This window comes from Terriglobia bacterium (assembly GCA_020072815.1).
Classification (GTDB): domain Bacteria; phylum Acidobacteriota; class Terriglobia; order Terriglobales; family Acidobacteriaceae; genus Angelobacter.
On the sequence record JAIQGE010000009.1, the window covers coordinates 119,003 to 134,943 of the forward strand.

General features: G+C 59.5%; 13 protein-coding genes. 3 read left to right on the plus strand and 10 right to left on the minus strand.

The window, feature by feature from the left end:
* Positions 1-78 precede the first annotated feature (78 nt).
* The 7 genes from LAO20_13535 to LAO20_13565 form a co-directional block, all read right to left on the minus strand.
* Entirely contained in the window at positions 79-627 is a 549-nt protein-coding gene (locus LAO20_13535; GenBank protein ID MBZ5532447.1) for a DinB family protein, read from the minus strand.
* Positions 628-652: 25 nt separating this feature from the next.
* Complete coding sequence (locus tag LAO20_13540; protein ID MBZ5532448.1) at positions 653-1,072, minus strand: hypothetical protein; 420 nt, start codon at positions 1,070-1,072, stop codon at positions 653-655.
* A 15-nt stretch (positions 1,073-1,087) separates the two neighbouring features.
* On the minus strand, positions 1,088-1,492 hold the full coding sequence (locus LAO20_13545) for a hypothetical protein (GenBank protein MBZ5532449.1): 405 nt from the start codon (positions 1,490-1,492) through the stop codon (positions 1,088-1,090).
* A 113-nt stretch (positions 1,493-1,605) separates the two neighbouring features.
* On the minus strand, positions 1,606-2,961 hold the full coding sequence (locus tag LAO20_13550; GenBank protein MBZ5532450.1) for a hypothetical protein: 1,356 nt from the start codon (positions 2,959-2,961) through the stop codon (positions 1,606-1,608).
* Between the two features lie 282 nt (positions 2,962-3,243).
* Positions 3,244-3,894 (minus strand): hypothetical protein, encoded by a 651-nt coding sequence (locus LAO20_13555; GenBank protein MBZ5532451.1) that lies wholly within the window; start codon positions 3,892-3,894, stop codon positions 3,244-3,246.
* Between the two features lie 49 nt (positions 3,895-3,943).
* Positions 3,944-5,185, minus strand: a complete 1,242-nt coding sequence (locus tag LAO20_13560) for a hypothetical protein (protein MBZ5532452.1) — start codon at positions 5,183-5,185, stop codon at positions 3,944-3,946.
* A gap of 330 nt (positions 5,186-5,515) precedes the next feature.
* A complete protein-coding gene (locus LAO20_13565; protein ID MBZ5532453.1) occupies positions 5,516-6,322 on the minus strand; it encodes a hypothetical protein in 807 nt (268 codons plus the stop codon).
* 470 nt (positions 6,323-6,792) lie between these two features.
* Here LAO20_13565 and LAO20_13570 point away from each other — a divergent pair, with 470 nt between their 5' ends.
* Positions 6,793-7,350 carry a metal-dependent hydrolase gene (locus LAO20_13570; GenBank protein MBZ5532454.1) on the plus strand — a complete coding sequence of 186 codons (558 nt, stop codon included), beginning with the start codon at positions 6,793-6,795 and terminating at the stop codon, positions 7,348-7,350.
* 105 nt (positions 7,351-7,455) lie between these two features.
* Here LAO20_13570 and LAO20_13575 read toward each other — a convergent pair whose 3' ends face one another.
* Complete coding sequence (locus LAO20_13575; GenBank protein ID MBZ5532455.1) at positions 7,456-7,980, minus strand: hypothetical protein; 525 nt, start codon at positions 7,978-7,980, stop codon at positions 7,456-7,458.
* Positions 7,981-8,186: 206 nt separating this feature from the next.
* Between LAO20_13575 and ispG the strand changes: the two genes are divergently transcribed.
* A complete protein-coding gene (ispG, locus tag LAO20_13580; GenBank protein MBZ5532456.1) occupies positions 8,187-9,437 on the plus strand; it encodes a flavodoxin-dependent (E)-4-hydroxy-3-methylbut-2-enyl-diphosphate synthase in 1,251 nt (416 codons plus the stop codon).
* A 611-nt stretch (positions 9,438-10,048) separates the two neighbouring features.
* On the opposite strand, the gene LAO20_13585 is transcribed toward ispG, so the two are convergent.
* The gene (locus tag LAO20_13585; GenBank protein ID MBZ5532457.1) at positions 10,049-11,464 is read right to left on the minus strand and encodes a HAMP domain-containing protein; all 1,416 of its coding nucleotides are present in this window, start codon (positions 11,462-11,464) and stop codon (positions 10,049-10,051) included.
* The gene (locus LAO20_13590; GenBank protein MBZ5532458.1) at positions 11,461-12,162 is read right to left on the minus strand and encodes a response regulator transcription factor; all 702 of its coding nucleotides are present in this window, start codon (positions 12,160-12,162) and stop codon (positions 11,461-11,463) included. Before LAO20_13590 ends, LAO20_13585 begins: the two co-directional genes overlap by 4 nt.
* 915 nt (positions 12,163-13,077) lie before the next feature.
* Here LAO20_13590 and alaS point away from each other — a divergent pair.
* Complete coding sequence (gene alaS / locus LAO20_13595) at positions 13,078-15,924, plus strand: alanine--tRNA ligase (GenBank protein ID MBZ5532459.1); 2,847 nt, start codon at positions 13,078-13,080, stop codon at positions 15,922-15,924.
* The last annotated feature ends 17 nt before the right edge of the window (positions 15,925-15,941 follow it).

The window sequence follows — 15,941 nt, forward strand, 5'->3', positions numbered from 1 at the left end:
ACGGGCCAACGAATGACCGCCGAGGGACAACCTAGGCGATCTCCAGATATCTAGATCCGATCACCCGATCACGCGCGATCACCCGATCACCCGATCTGCAACGCTTCGCTCCCTTACTTCTTCTGACGTCAGTCCGTAGATCGGTGGGGTGGGAATGCCGAGCAGACCAAGATATGTGTAAATCTGCGCGCGATGATGCACCTCATGCTCCACCATAGCGCGCAACCACTTCCATACAGTGATGGCCGTTCCGCCGGGGGTAACGCATCTCTGGTTGAGGTCGTCTGCGGTGAGGCGGCTGAAGATTTCCACTGACTCGCCGTGCAGGCGGTCAAAATAAGCCAGCACGTTCTGGGGCCCGTCGGCCAGTTCCCTGCCGTGGCCGGGATAGCGGCTGGGCTTGAGCTGTACGTTCTCCGCGTACATGAAGCGTTCAATCGCAGCCAGGTGGCGGATGATGTCGGCAAAGCTGAACTTGCCCGGACGAGGCGTCCAGTTAAACTGGGCGTCGTCCAGTGGGATGCAGGCGATGACTCGGTTCGTGCGCTGGCGTACTTTCTGCCAGTAGTCGTTGTCCCATAACGCTTTGTTCAAAGAGCCGGGCGATTCGCGGGTGTTGATCTCCATAAGTGCTCTCGCGATATTGGATTCATCACAGATACTTCAGGCTCTTAAATTTCTCGTAACCGGCTTTGGTCAGCCGCGCCAGCTCACCGAACAACCGTTCGTCCACGGCGGTGAAGTTGAAGCAGGCTTTACCTTGCATGCGCTTCATGAGTTCAGGGGACACGCCGTTGAGCAGGTCGCGGCAGCCGTAAACCGGCATCAGGTGATAGCTCACATAGTTCTTGCCCGCACGCACGGCGGCAAAGAACATGGGACGGCCTTTATATCTGGGCTCGTGGGATTCAAGGCAATAGTACTTTGGGTTGGGAGTCTTTGCGGCCAACTTCCCTTCATAGGGCGTGAGCAGTTCGCGCAGAGCAGTGAAGACGGCGGCGTGGTCGGTGGATTTTGCGGGAGGTTTCTTCCCTGAGGGCTTCTTGGTGGCAGGCTTCGTCTTGGCGACCATGTGATAAGAGTAGGCCTACAGCAGTGACTGGCTCCCAAATCGTTCAAATCCCGCAGCCGCCAGTCGGCCCAGCTCGTCGAAACACTCCTGCTCCATGACGGTGAAGTTGAAGCAGGATTGTCCCTGTAGATGTTTTTTCAGCGTGGGCGAAACGCTCAGCGCCAAATCAGGAAACATGTACAGCGGCGTGAGATAAAAGCTGACGTAATTCTTTTTGGTTTTGGCGGCGGCAAACAGCAGGCGGCGGCCGTTCATGCTGGCTGAGCGCGTTTCCAAATAGCAGTTGCCCGGTTTGTCGGTCTTGATGGCCAACTTGCCTTCATAGGTCTTCAGGATGCTGCGCAGCGCGGCGAAGATCGGCCCATAGTTGCCGGCGCCGTTGGAGGACGCGGGCTTGTCGAGTTTATTGTCGGTTGCCACGCTGTTTTAAGTATAGTCCTTTTAACAGCACATTCCCGGGCAATCGTCTCGCTAAGGTTACCCACCCCTTCCGGGGTGGGCCAGGTTGTTACGCGCCTTGGGGCGCTTCGATCTCATTCATCTTCTCGAGCGTCGTTCGGCAGAGACATCATGTACTGGACAAGATCCGTCTTGTCCTGGCCGCTTAACCCCAAGTTGAAACAGCTGTCATAGTGGTTGACCACGTCCAGCAGCGTGGGAAAACGGCCGTCGTGGTAGAAGCCGCCTTGAGTGTGTGTCCACAGACCGTTGAGCGGCGTTGTGCGATAGCGCCGGTCAGGGGCGCGATTGGCCTGGAAGTCGTCGGTGCAGACTTCGGCAGGCGTGTGCATGTTCCATCCAGGCTCGGTCATGACGGGTTCCACGTGGCAGGTGCTGCACGTGGCCTTGCCGTCGAACAAAGCCTTGCCGCGCTGGGCCGCTGCTGCGTCAAAGCTGCCGCGCGGAGGCGCCGGCGCCGGAATCGCCAACTGGTAGAAGTGCAAGGCCGGCAGCTTGGCGGTGATCAGATCAGTCGAGTTGCGGACGTTGTCAAATCCCGCCCTGGCCGCCACCGGAAACTGCGTAGCGTCTTTGAGGCGAGGATCATAGAACGTGCCTTTGCCGTGCATCTCCAAGTTGGCAACGAACGCGTTCCAGTGCGTGACCGATCCCCATCCGGTCGAGGTATGCAGGTTGACGCCGGCCAGACCAAACGCCGGCGGGATGAGCACCGAGCCGCTCTTGCCGTCGGGACGGAAGGCTTTGCCGTCCAGTGCGAGCGCGGCATCGAAGCGTCCTGGCCCCCAACTGTTGAGAACTTTGCGGACAGTGTCCTGATCGGTGCCTAGCAGGTCAGCGAACGGCTGCACGCTGGGAGAAAGCGCGACGATGGCGCCAACGTTCAAGTCGCGGTTGGCCCAGCCGTCCAAACGGTGGCCGATCCCCGGCGCGAACGCGTTGTCCACGGTGGAATGGCACAGCGCGCACTGGATTCCAACCGATTTGAGCGAACCATCGGGATTGAAGAAGCCGGTCACGCCCAGCACGGCGTTAAGCTTGAGCAAAGCCAGAGTGGTGGCGGGATCATTCAGGTCCACTTTGCCGGCTTTGATCAGAGCGACCAGCGCCGGAGGAAGCGCGTCCTGGTCCACTTTGAGTCCCACGGCCAGCGCGGTTGCCGGAGAAACGCCGGGGCCCACGCCGCCAAATTTGGCGCCTTCAATGGCTTTGTGCAGGCCCAGCGCGCCGCCCCAGAAATCCTGGTCACCGAACGTGTCATAGCGAAACACCTGGCGGCCTTGTTCCAGCAGCCGGTGGCTGTTCTGGCTGACGGTGGCATCAAACGGAGCGGGAGAGGGTTTGGATTTTTGCTGCGCGTACAACGGGGCAGCTAAGAGAGCGCTGACAGCAAACGCAAGAAAGATTTTAAGTTTGATCACGGACTGCACCCCTTGAGTGAATTGGTAGTGTGGGGGACTCCGGAAAGCTCCCTTGCTACATGGAGTGTCGAGATCAAGTTTGGTTTCACCGGTCGCAGGCAAATATTTCGTAATACGATATATATGGGCCGGAAAGGTCCCGTCTTCGGCATTGATGCTTTCCTAGCTTCAGGAAACTCGTAAATGAGCGCTTCAACGAATGGCCCTTGTCCGGAACCTCAGGAAGACGCAGAACATGCCTGTCTTTAAAACAAAAAAGCGCTGAGACAAGCGTAACCAGGCTCCGATCGATTACGACGCTTGCCGTCTGGTTCGCAGCAATCTAGTCAATTCGCGCCTGGGGACGCATTCCAACCGCGCCAGCAAGGCTTCATCAATGCCGAGATTGGCTTCGCGCAGGGCGCTGGCCGGGTCGCTGACAAACCAGATCGCATTGACTCTGCAGCGGGTGACCCACTCGTGCACTGCGTACTCGTACTTGGCAAGGTCCTTGAGCACGGCATTCTCTCGCTTTGATCTTCGATCAGAGTTGTGGGGCATGGTCCCCCGCTCTTTCTTCCGTCTGTCAAAGATTAGGACACGCGCTCCGAGTCGCGCGGAACGAATTTTTGTGCCGCTGCACGCGACACCGCCAAAGAGTCTTGGACGCGCCGAGCCCCGCCCGCTACAGAAGCGCGCAAATCGCGGAGCGAAGCAACAGCCGCCAGCGGTTTGTTGCGAAGCGACCAGAAAAACAAAAAGGCCGCCCGGCAACGGGACGGCCTTTTCTTTCAAGGGAGAATAGTTCAGACGGATCTTCAAAAAACCATCAGAACTTTCTGGCAAAAATCTTATTGGCCCTTGAATGGCAGTGTCAAGGAATTTTTCGGGATTAAATGCCTTTGTTTTCAACATTTTATCTAATTCGTCAACAGGCTGCATCAAAGTGCCAAAAAATGTCATTTTGCGGTTACGCTAGCAGATATAGCAATTGTTTTCAGCGGCTTAGGGCTTACTTCAGATTCAGGCGGATGACCTCAACGTCTTCCGGACGGTCAAAAACCCTATCGGGAAAGAACTTCTTGGCCACGATGCGGACTCCGCCAAAAGCCAGCCCGAAAATCACTGACACCAACAGAATGAACCCGATCAACACGAAGATGCCGATGATGAGATTGCCGATGTTGTCGCGCGCATCGCGCTTGGTGGGTTGGTTCCAGGTTACGTCGGCGTCGTAGGCGACGCTCGCCATCAAGTCGCGCGCTTCGTTTTCGTCAACCCCGCCATTCACCGCGGCCAGCAGCGGACCTGAGCGCTTGAAGTAGAACGGTCCGCCGGGCAAGCCGGCCGTTTGCATGGCTTTCATGCGTTCGGCGGCAATCTGCGGCGTGGGATATTCAATCAGCGTGAAGTTGGCGACGCCGCCCAGGTGGTTCACATACTGCGCAAACTCCACCTCCGGGCCCATCTGGAAGTTCACCAGGCTCGCCGGCAGCGGAACGCCCAGGCGTTCCAGGGCGATGGGGCCGACAATGTAATGCTCAGAGTTGGCAATGCTGTTCTTGGGCAAATGCCCGGGCAGCGTGGGCAGCGCGGAAAGATTGCCGTGAGGCCGGGGCAGCGCGTCCGCCAGGGCCCGCAGGTCAGCGGCGGACATCGCCGACACGTGCTCCAGGCGAGCGTCCACCAGAATGTTGCCGCGGTAGAACAGTATGCGCGAGGTGTTGGAGCCCGCGCGGTCGCCAATGGTCTCCGGCAGCATCTGCGGCTGCAGGAAGTAAGTAAACGCGCCGTAAGCCCCGCTGGCGTCCGCGAAGCGTGCCGCTTTGATCTGCATGTTGCGGCCGTTGCGCGAGTACGTGGCCAGCGCATAGTCGGCAAATCCGTACTCTTTGAGCACGGCGTAGTCGGTGGGATCGGCGGCAGCAGGGTCCGAACCGGTCTTGAGCGTGGGTTTCTCCAGTTCCCAGCCATTGAACACCGGCGGCAACAGGCCCGCGCTCGCGCCGGATTTTGGGCTGGAGCTGGGCTTGGCGCTAGCGCTAGTTTCGGGGTTGGCCTTGGTTTTCGGACTGGTGCTGGACTTTGAGTTCGTGCTGGATTTTGGGTTAGCGCTGGAGTTTGGGTTGGCGCCGGACGTTGAACTGGCCCCGGACTTTGGGTTGGAGCTGGGTTGCGCAGCCTGGCCCTGGCCCGCGATGACGAACATCGCCGCCGAACCCGCCAGCAGCACCGTGATCAGACGCTTCATCATAGTTACAGGATAACTCTCAATATTAGACACCGGCGGGCGGTGTAAGGATTCCTGGCAGCCTGGATGCTTTTAGGACCTGTTTTCGCGACGATTAGCGACACAGAAGCCGGCAGAAATCGCTACACCAGCCGCCAGCGGAGAGGTTTCGGCCTTCCCGATCACCGCATCATCCGATTTTCCGGTCACCCGATTCTTCGCATCAGTGTCATCAGCGAATAAGCGTTATGCCGGTTACCCGATTTCGGCGATGGCGGCGATCACGCGCGATCCCGGCGATTCTTCCCCCCTGCCCCTCCCTCTCCATCCCAAGGTCTAAAGCACTTACACGACTCATCCCAAGCGATGCTCGTGTGGCACAGCCGCCCTCGGCTGTGCTTCTTCTCCGTGCCTCCGTGTCTCCGTGGTGAGATTTGCTTCCTCTGCGCTCATCGGCGGCAATCTGCGGCCGGCCTCTTCTCCGTGCCTCCGTGTCTCCGTGGTGAGCTCTTCCTCTTCGACCTGATCTTCCTCGTACTTTGAACTCGCCACCAGTCGCCCCCGCACCGTCCGCGCCCCTATCTCCGACTCGCTCGGCATCTCTTCCGTCAGATACTCATCGTCTTCCTCGCCAAACGTGGTGTTCTTCACGTTGCTGGCTGCAATCTGCAGCGAATACAGCAGCAACCCGGCTTTCTTCTCGCTGATCTCTTCGTCAATCAGCGCCCGCTGCACCAGCATCACTGCCATTTGTATGCTGTTCGCGTCCTCCAAAGCCGGCAACTCCAGCTTCCGCGCCCGCGCTTGCAGCATACGCTCGTGCGCGTAGCAGTAGTTGTGCCCCTTCACCCGCGGTGACCCGCACAACGTCCCGTCTTCCCGGATCTTCCCGCAGCGCGGCGCCTCGTCCGCCTTCCGCAGGTTCTGCTTCAGTTTTTCGTAGAGCTCGTGTTCCCTGGCTTCGGCGTCGCCCACCCGCTGGCACAGCTCCGGATTCTGTTCCATGAACCTGGAGCAGGCGCTGTACGCCTCTCCCAACTCGCGTACCAGCCGGGCCGCTTCATTCCGGGTTTTCTCTTTGGCTGCTTGTTGTTGCCGTTGATATTCCTTGTATTCCTCTTCCGTCAGCTTCTTTCCGTCTACCATCCAGTAAAAACTCACGTGTCACATTTCTCTTTCCCTCGCCCGGATAGATGAATTGTCATGCAGCGGCCAAACTTCGCCGCCGCCCGGGGTGCCTATTGAAGACTGCCGTATTGAAGACTGCCATCGAAGACTGTCATTCTTGACGACTGTCCCCTCCGGTTCCTGCGCCTGACCGGACGCGGGAATCCACCCCTGCTTCTGCTTGCTGTTTCTGGTTTGGTTTGCTTGGGTTGTGCCCTTTAGCGCAATTATTATAGCGAACATTAAGCGAATTGTCAAGCAAAATCGCACGTCAGGGCTTCGAAATTTCCCCGGCTGCTTCAATAATCCCTAAGTAGAGACGTAGCACTGCTACGTCTCCCACCCTCAGGCTAAGCGCCAATCCAAACTGCATCGTGGACCTCAGAATCTGACGTGTGGCACAGCCGCCCCCGGCTGTGCGGATCTTCACCAGACGGCGGCTGGTATCCTGAGACCACAGCAACATGGCCACCCTCTTTACACACGCGCTGGTGGGCGCGGCCCTGGGACAGGCCGCCAGCCCCGGCTTGCAGAAGCAACCCAGCTTCTGGGCTACTACCATCGTTTGCTCCATGCTGCCGGACGTGGACGTCATCGGCTTCTCTTTCGGCATCCATTACGGCGACCTCTGGGGCCACCGCGGCATGACCCACTCGCTGCTGTTCGCCGCGGTAGTGGGTGGATTGCTGGCCTGGGTCTTGGGGAAAACCGCGCGGGAGCGCTGGTGGCTGGCGGTCTTCCTGTTTCTGGTTACAGCTTCCCACGGCGCGCTGGACGCCATGACCAACGGAGGCCTGGGCATCGCTTTCTTCTCTCCGTTTGATACCACACGCTATTTCTTTCCCTGGCGTCCGATTGCCGTATCGCCGATTGGCGCCGACGCGTTCTTCTCCGTTCGCGGCCTCCACGTGCTCTGGACCGAGATCTGCTGGCTGTGGGGACCGACACTACTGATAGGCGTTGGGCTGAGAGGGTTCGGCAGATTGATGAATGCTGAGCCCGCTCAGGAAACGGAAATTTAAGAAAGTACCAGCTGCCGTTCCCCTCACGGACCGCCTGGCCGGCGGTCCGTAAGAGTGGTCTGTCAGTGCGTTAGCCCCGGCCCTGCGCGTCACACCATCAGAGATTCAATCTCTGGCGGGCGATGCCGGAGTCAGCGATGGCTCCGGCTGCACCGCTGGCTCTTCCCCCAGAATCTCCAGGACCGGCCCGTATTCCTTGACGCGGAGCTGGGCAAGGCGGGCGTGCGTCGTCTGCGTGTCAAACACCAGCTTGGACGCCGGCAAAGGCCCGGCGAGTCCCTTGGAGCGGGTCACCAGCGATGCCACCACCTGGCCATGCGAATCGCGCACTTTCAGCAAACCGGGGCGGGCGATGCTGAATTGGTAATGGCCGGCAGGGAAGCTCTGGTTGCCTGCCTCAAACTTGAACGGCACTTCGGCATCGAAAGTGTCTTGGGTTGCCGCGCGCGCCGCCGTCGCCAGCAAAACCGTCATGGCCGCGGCAAACAGGGTGTACAAGAAGAAGCGGCTCAGGGTTCCCCCTGTTCCGGTAGTCCATGTTTTCCAGGGTCGCCGCCGCAGAATGCGGTAAACAGCCGCCTGCACGGAGTAGTTAAGGTCTAGTTCCCGGTTCGGATATGAATTTGCCACTGCTGATTTCTCCTGATTTGATTTCTCTGCGGACGGCCGGGGATCGCGACTACTTACCTGACTAACAATGACGACTCCGGCCGCCACTGTTCCATTAGGCATCGTGGCCGCTTCGGGAGTCCTTTCACCGCGATGGGTTTTTTCTGACTTTTTTCTGAAGCGGTTGTGGCGGAGCTTGAACCTGAAAATCGGTTAAACTATTCATAATGGCTTTCATCCAACGCAGAAAAAGCATTGTTGCCACCATCGGCAACGTCCGCGTGGGCGGCGACGCCCCGGTGGTCGTCCAGTCCATGACCAACACGGACACCGCCGACGTCCCCGGCACCATCCAGCAGGTGGCGCAGTTGGCGCGCGCCGGATCTGAGCTGGTCCGCGTCACGGTGAACAATGACGCCGCGGCCAAGGCCCTGCCGGCCATTGTGGAAGGCCTCGCCAAACAAAATATCCACGTGCCCATCATCGGCGACTTCCATTACAACGGCCACCTGTTGCTGACCAAGTATCCTGACTGCGCGCAGGCGCTGGCCAAGTACCGCATCAATCCCGGCAACGTGAGCGTGGGCCGCAAAGACGACAACAATTTTCGCGCCATGGTGGAAGTGGCCATCAAGAACAAGAAGCCGGTGCGCATCGGCGTGAACTGGGGATCGCTGGACCAACAGCTGCTCACCCGCATGATGGACGAAAACTCGCGCCTGGCCGAGCCCAAAGACGCCCGCGAAGTCACCATGGAAGCCATGGTTGTCAGCGCGCTGCGCTCGGCGGAAATCGCCGAAGAGACCGGCCTGCCGCATGACCACATTTTGCTCAGCGCCAAAGTGAGCGGCGTGCAGGACCTGATTGACGTCTACCGCAACCTCGCCCGCCGTTGCGACTATCCTCTGCATCTTGGCCTCACCGAAGCCGGCATGGGCGCGCGCGGCATCGTCGGCAGCACCGCCGGACTGGCAGTGCTTCTTCAGGAAGGTATTGGCGACACCATCCGTGTTTCGCTCACCCCGGCGCCGGGCGGCAATCGCGCCGAAGAAGTCATGGTCGCGCAGCAGATTCTGCAATCGCTGGGCATGCGCAGCTTCACGCCGCAAGTCACCGCCTGTCCGGGCTGCGGACGCACCACCAGCACCTTCTTCCAGGAGATGGCCGAACAGATCCAGACTTACTTGCGCGACAACATGCCGCTGTGGAAAGAGAAATATCCCGGCGTGGAAGAGCTCAAGCTGGCGGTGATGGGTTGCGTGGTCAACGGGCCCGGTGAATCCAAACACGCCAACATCGGGATTTCCCTCCCCGGCACTTTTGAAGAACCCAAGGCACCGGTGTTTGTTGACGGAAGGCTGATGACCACGCTGAAGGGCGACCGGATTGTCGCCGAGTTTATTGAAATCCTGAACGAATACGTGGACGCGCGCTACGGTTCAGGAAAAGCGGTGGAAGGGGTTGCGGTCCGCGCTTGAAACTTCACACGCAAGAACGTCTGGCGGGAAGCTTCTCGTAACACCAGGTTAAACAAAAAAACCAAGCCAAGGCGGCGTCAAGCCAGCCTAAGCTGACAATAAGCCATAGCTCACGGCCAGCCACACACCGAAACCAACCACCAGCATTCCGATTCGTACTGCGATATGGTCAACAATCGAGTTCCACTTGGGGTCCATATTAGTTCTCCAGATGATTTGCCGTTCTGCTAACTTTGACGGCACTTTGCGCTTCTGGTTAACAATACGCACGAGAAATAATTTGGTTCCCTCATGCAACAACATTTATTAACTATTTATTAACAAAGATTCTGCTATCTTCCCGGCCTTAGCCTCGTCTTACTGTTAATTCATTCTTTTCTCTCTCACCCTGATGGGAGCGAAACGGAACCAGGTATTCGGAGAGTTGAACGAAGGGTCGGCTTGCAGTGGTCTTGACCTCACAGCCATTCAAGAAGTTCTTTGTGAGATTCACCGAAAGTTGATACGTTTCGCTCCCCCAGGGTGCGAATCTCACCCGCAAGTTCTTCACTGACATCATTTGCAATTTTCAAAAGCGGGGATTTTTACGGAAGGGCCAACAACACGCCGTCTCACACCGGCATCTTTTCCGTCGCGGGATTCAACGGCGGCTGTTGCGGCGCAGAAGATGGCGCAGGCAAGAGCGGCAGCTCGATGGTCACCAGGAGTCCGTCGGCCAAGTTCTCTGCCCGGACAGAGCCGCCGTGCAGCTTGACGGTGCGATCGGCAATCGACAACCCCAGTCCCACGCCGCCGCTGGAGCGCTCGCGCGCTTCGCTGACGCGGTAAAACGGCTCAAAGATGTGTTGCAATTCGGATTCAGGCACTCCCGGACCGTGGTCGCGCACCGTGAGCACAGCGGTCCCCATGCGGACGCGCAGCGTAACTTCCACCGCCGTGTTTTCCGCCGTGTACCGTACGGCGTTGCGCACCACGTTTTCCACGCCGCTGCGCAGCAGCTCCATGGACCCGCGCAGGCTGCAGGGTTGCAGTTGTGTGGCCGTCACCTGTTTGTGTTCGGCGGTGGCTTCAAAGTTGGCGTCGTCCACCACTTGTTCCACGATTTCATCCAGCGCCACCGTCTCCGGCGGGACGCGTTCCGCGCCGCTTTCCAGGCGAGTGATGGTCAGCAACTGTCCCACCAACTGGTTCACGCGTTCGGCTTCCTGCTCAATGCGGTCCAGCGCCGCGTCGCGTTTGCCGTTGGTGTTCTTGCGGGCCAGTTCCAGGGCCACGGTCAATCGCGCCAGCGGCGAACGCAGTTCATGCGAAATATCTGCCAGCAATCGCGTTTGCGACGAAATGAGCGCGGCGATGCGTTCGCCCATGTGGTCAAACTCGCGGCCCAGATCGGCCAACTCGTCCTGGCGATTGCCCAGCTCGGGCGAGACGCGCGCTTCCAGATCGCCTTCCGCAAAGGCCCGCACCGTGGTGCGCAGCTTCTTGATCGGCGAAGTCAGATACCAGGCCAGCAGGTATGAAATCCCGCCGGCAGCAGAAATGGCCAGTACGATGCCCAGCACCGGTATGCCTCGCGGCTGGTACGGCTGGCGCAGGCGCGTAACGAAGATATACGTCTTGCCGCTGGGCGCCACCACGCTGCGGCCCCAGGTGAGGCGGCCCAAATTCGTCATGTGGGAAACGTGCTCGTGCGTGGCGTGGATCTCCGCTGCCACGCTGCTGGATTCGTCTGAGTTCGGAGGTGTCAGAGCGCGGCCATCGGCGTCAAACAGATCAATCTCTGAACCAGCTTCCTTGCGTGAGCGGTCGGCATACTCGTCAAAGGCCTTGGGACCCTCGCTGTCATACACCTGCACAGCCGACTCAGCGTACAGATTCAGCGCTTCGCCAAACGCTCCGCGCCGGCGCTCTGGATTGGGATCGTTGGAAACGGTGAACCAGTAGATCACGTTCTGTGATCCGATCATGGCCGCTGCGGCCAGCCAGAAGTACAGAAAGATCTTCAGGAACAGGGTGCGGAACTTCACGCCGGTTGCTCTCCCGGCAGAAGATAAACATATCCGCTGCCCCGGATGGCTTTGATGCGCTCCTGCTCGCCGTCATACGGACCCAGCTTGCGCCGCAGGTTGCTTACATGGACGTCAATGCTGCGGTCCATGGGCGACATGGGACGTCCCAGCGCCGCCTGCGTGAGGTCCTCACGGCTGATGATTTTTCCCGGGCTGCGCAGGAAGGCCGATAGCAGATCGAACTCCGCGCCGGTCAGGCCCACCGGTTTGCCGTCACAGGTCACGCTGCGCGACTCGGGATGGAGCTCCACGTCTGCCAGATGCACGGGCTGCGCCGGTCCCGCGGAGGCCGCGCCTGATGTTCGCCGCAAAATAGCGCGCAGGCGGGCGACAAGTTCGCGCGGGTTGAACGGCTTGGCCAGATAGTCGTCGGCGCCCAGCTCCAGACCAAGAATGCGGTCCAGCTCGCTGCCGCGCGCCGTCAACATCAGAACCGGAACGGCGCTCTTCTGGCGAAGCTGCTTGAGCACATCCAGTCCGCTCATGCCGGGAAGCATCACGTCCAGCACCACCACGGCATATTGGTTGGAGAGCGCTTTTTGCAGCCCGCTGGGACCGTCATGCGCCGCGTCCAGGTGAAGCTGTTCGCTCTGTAAGTATTCTTCCAGCAGCTTACTCAGCTCGGTATCGTCGTCAATGAGCAGCACTGAAACCATGGCTATTACCATAAACCCGGCGCGTGCCTCCACCCGGTTAAGAAGTGTCAAGGCAGTTACCAGTGAATTAACAACTCATAACCTTCGTTGCAGGCCCCTGGGTTTACTACTTGATCTCAAGACATCTGCAATATGTGTCCGCTGGGATTGTAGAACAGAACTCTTCCAGCGAATCAGTCTTCTTTCTTCTCCTTGCCTCCAGAGGATTTCCCCGGACGGGGTGCAAACCGTCCAGGGGATTTTTGTCTTCATTCTTGTCGCTTCACGACAAAGTGCCAACGAGCTGCGTTCGTGGCTAGCTGCCTTTGCTAAGGCCTGCGCCTGGAACTCCGGCGCACCAGTGCGGCCCAAGCGAAGAACAGCACCGCCGCAGGAAGAGCTACCATCCATTGGCCGGAATGCATCAACAGGATGAGGGTTAGAGTGACGCCGATCAGAACCACAAAGCCGATCATCGCCACAAGGGGACGCATGGCGGGAATTATAGACCTTGTTTTCTGAGGGCGAGGTTGGCTTGCGTGACTCTTAACCGCTGTCATCCTGAGCGAGCCCAAACGACCGAAGGGAGTATGGGCGAGTCGAAGGACCCCGAAGGTCTGCCCTCCGCCATGCTGATACAGAGCGTTCTCACAATGCACGTCGCTGCAATTGCCCACGACCTTTTTGCGGCCTAGTTGCTACTTTGTGGTTCCCTTAGCTGCTCCATGTTCCTCAGTGCCCTCTGTGGTTGAGTTCAACATACCCACCAGACCAGCTTGCACGCTGCTTTGCGCGCTCACCCATTCGTCAATCTGCGTCATCAGCGTTGATCAGCGGTAGGGTTTTTCTCTTCCTCCGATGTCGGCGATGACGTGCGCTGTCGTGCGATCTCGGCGATCCCCCTCCCTCTGCGCCCTCTGTGGTTAAATAGTAGTAATGCCCACAGGCTCTGAAATTCGCGAGAAATTCCTTCGTTTCTTTGAAGGCAAAGGCCACAAGCGCGTCCACTCATCGTCGCTGGTGCCGGCCAACGATCCCACGTTGCTGTTCACCAACGCCGGCATGAACCAGTTTAAGGACGTCTTTCTCGGCGCGGAGAAACGCGACTACCTGCGCGCCACCACGTCACAGAAATGCGTGCGTGCCGGCGGCAAGCACAATGACCTGGAGAACGTCGGCTTCACCAAGCGCCATCACACGTTCTTCGAGATGCTGGGCAACTTCAGCTTTGGCGACTACTTCAAGCGTGACGCCATCGCCTACGCCTGGGAACTGGTGACGTCCAAGCAGTGGTTCGGCATTGATAAGGACAATCTCTACTGCACCTTCTTCGGCGGTGAGCAGGGCATCCCGCGTGACGACGAAGCCGAGAAACTCTGGCTGGAAACCGGAGTGCCCAAAGAGCGCGTCTTCCCCATGGGCATGAAGGACAACTTCTGGGCCATGGGTGACACCGGCCCCTGCGGCCCGTGCAGTGAGATCCACTACGACATGGGCCCTGAAGCTTCCGATCTGGGCCACAAGGACTGCAAGTTCCCCTGCGACTGCGGCCGCTACGTGGAAATCTGGAACCTGGTCTTCATGCAGTTTGATCGCGACTCGGCGGGCAAGTTCAACCCGCTGCCCAAGCCTTCGGTGGATACCGGCATGGGGCTGGAACGCGTGTCGGCCGTGCTGCAAAACAAAATTTCCAATTACGACACCGACCTTTTCCTGCCGCTGATTGCCGCCGCCGGCAAGCTGACGCAAGGCGGCAGCCCAGCCGGCGGGAATTCGCCCAGCGGACAGCCGCGCGACCGCGTTGCCGCATCGCTGCGCATCATCGCCGACCACGCTCGCGCCACCACCTTCCTCATCTCTGACGGCGTGCTGCCGGCCAACGAAGGCCGCGGCTACGTGCTGCGCAAGATCCTGCGCCGCGGCATCCGCCACGGCCGCCTGCTGGGCACCACCAAGCCGTTCATGTTTGAGATGGTGTTCGCTGTCCGCGACCTGATGAAAGACGCCTACCCCGAACTGGTGGAGACCGCCGACCGCGTGTCCAAGATCGTTCACGAAGAAGAGCGCCGCTTCGCCCACACGCTGGACGCCGGACTGGCCCGTCTGGAAGCTGATCTTCAAGCTGTCCGCAAGGGCATGGCGGATTCGCAGCGCATCGTTGGCCAAGGCGAGCAGGACCCCATGAGCGATTCCGGCGTGGGCCGCGCCAGCATCGCCCAAGCCAAGTACCATGCGGAAAAAGGCATGCGCTATCGCGGCGACCACGCCTTCAAACTCTATGACACCTTCGGCCTGCCGTTGGATTTCATCGTGGACACCTGCCGCGACGCGGGCATTGACTTCGACATGGAAGGCTTTGAGCGCGCCATGGAAGCCCAGCGCGACCGCGCCCGCGCGTCATGGAAAGGCGGCGCCAAGCAAAGCGCTGCGCCGGTCTATCGCGACCTGGGCAAGACGGTGTTTGACGGCTATCGCCAAACCGAATCCAAAAACTGTACCGTGCTGGCCATCGTCAAGAGCGCCGGAGATCAAGGCGCTGCCACGCAGGGCGTCCCCATGCTCAACCCCGGCGAAGAAGGCGAGATCGTGCTGGACCACACGCCATTCTATGCCGATTCCGGCGGCCAGGTGGGCGACATTGGCGTACTTTACAACACCGAGCGCAACGTGGTGCTGGCGGACGTGAACGGCTGCTACTCGCCGGTGCAAGGGGTGCGCGCGCATCGCGTCAAGGCCCGCGCGCAAATCCAAACCGGCATGAAAGTGGACGCCGTGGTCCACGCGGAGGTACGCGAATCCACCATGCGCAACCACACCGCCACGCATCTGCTGCACGCCGGGCTGCGGGAAATCCTGGGCAAGCACGTGAAGCAGGCCGGATCGCTGGTGGACCCCGGCCATCTGCGCTTTGATTTCTCGCACTTCACTGCCGTAGGCGACGAAGAGCTGCAGGACATTGAAGACCTGATCAACAAAGAGGTGTTGCGCAACACGAAGGTGCAGACCATTGAAGACGTGCCCATTGACGTGGCCATCCAGGAATACCACGCCATGGCGCTCTTCGGCGAGAAGTACGGAGAAAAAGTCCGGGTCATCAAGATTGGCGACTTCTCCACCGAACTATGCGGCGGCACCCACACCGCCGCCACCGGCGAAATCGGACTGATTAAAATTTTGAGTGAAGGCAGCGTGTCTTCCGGCGTGCGGCGCGTGGAAGCCGTGACCGGCGAAGGATCGCTGATGCACTTCCGCAAGGACCACGCACTGGAAAATATCGTCGCCGCCATGGTGCCGGGCGCGCAGAAAGCCGGGTCGCCCGCCGACGCGTTGCGCACCGAGCTCGACCGAAAAGAAACCGAGATCAAGAAGCTGCAGAAAGAGCTGGAGCAGATGCGGATGAAGTCGGCGTCCTCCGGCATCGCCTCCATTGAAGACAAGGTCCGCGACGTGAAGGGCGTGAAAGTCCTGGCCCACCGCGCTGACAACCTGGACCGCGGCCAGATGCGCACCCTGGTGGATAACCTCCGCAACAAGCTGGGATCAGGCGTAGTGGTCCTGGGCTCCGCCCAAGCTGAAGACGGCAAAGTTGCGCTGATCGTCGGCGTGACCGCAGATTTGACCGGCAAGATTCAGGCCGGCAAAGTCATCAAGCCAGTGGCGGAGAAAGTCGGCGGCTCCGGCGGCGGCCGTCCCGATATGGCCGAAGCCGGCGGCAAAGATCCCGCTCAGCTCGATGCCGCGCTCAACGAGGCTTATGCGGCGGTGGACGCGCTGCTGAAGTAATTGCGATTTGTGGAGCG

Coding starts and splice junctions, on each gene's coding strand:
- LAO20_13535 (MBZ5532447.1), bottom strand. CDS start 627: ATGGAGATCAACACCCGCGAATCGCCCGGCTCTTTGAACAAAGCGTTA.
- LAO20_13540 (MBZ5532448.1), bottom strand. CDS start 1,072: ATGGTCGCCAAGACGAAGCCTGCCACCAAGAAGCCCTCAGGGAAGAAA.
- LAO20_13555 (MBZ5532451.1), bottom strand. CDS start 3,894: ATGACATTTTTTGGCACTTTGATGCAGCCTGTTGACGAATTAGATAAA.
- LAO20_13560 (MBZ5532452.1), bottom strand. CDS start 5,185: ATGATGAAGCGTCTGATCACGGTGCTGCTGGCGGGTTCGGCGGCGATG.
- LAO20_13570 (MBZ5532454.1), top strand. CDS start 6,793: ATGGCCACCCTCTTTACACACGCGCTGGTGGGCGCGGCCCTGGGACAG.
- ispG (MBZ5532456.1), top strand. CDS start 8,187: ATGGCTTTCATCCAACGCAGAAAAAGCATTGTTGCCACCATCGGCAAC.
- LAO20_13590 (MBZ5532458.1), bottom strand. CDS start 12,162: ATGGTTTCAGTGCTGCTCATTGACGACGATACCGAGCTGAGTAAGCTG.
- alaS (MBZ5532459.1), top strand. CDS start 13,078: ATGCCCACAGGCTCTGAAATTCGCGAGAAATTCCTTCGTTTCTTTGAA.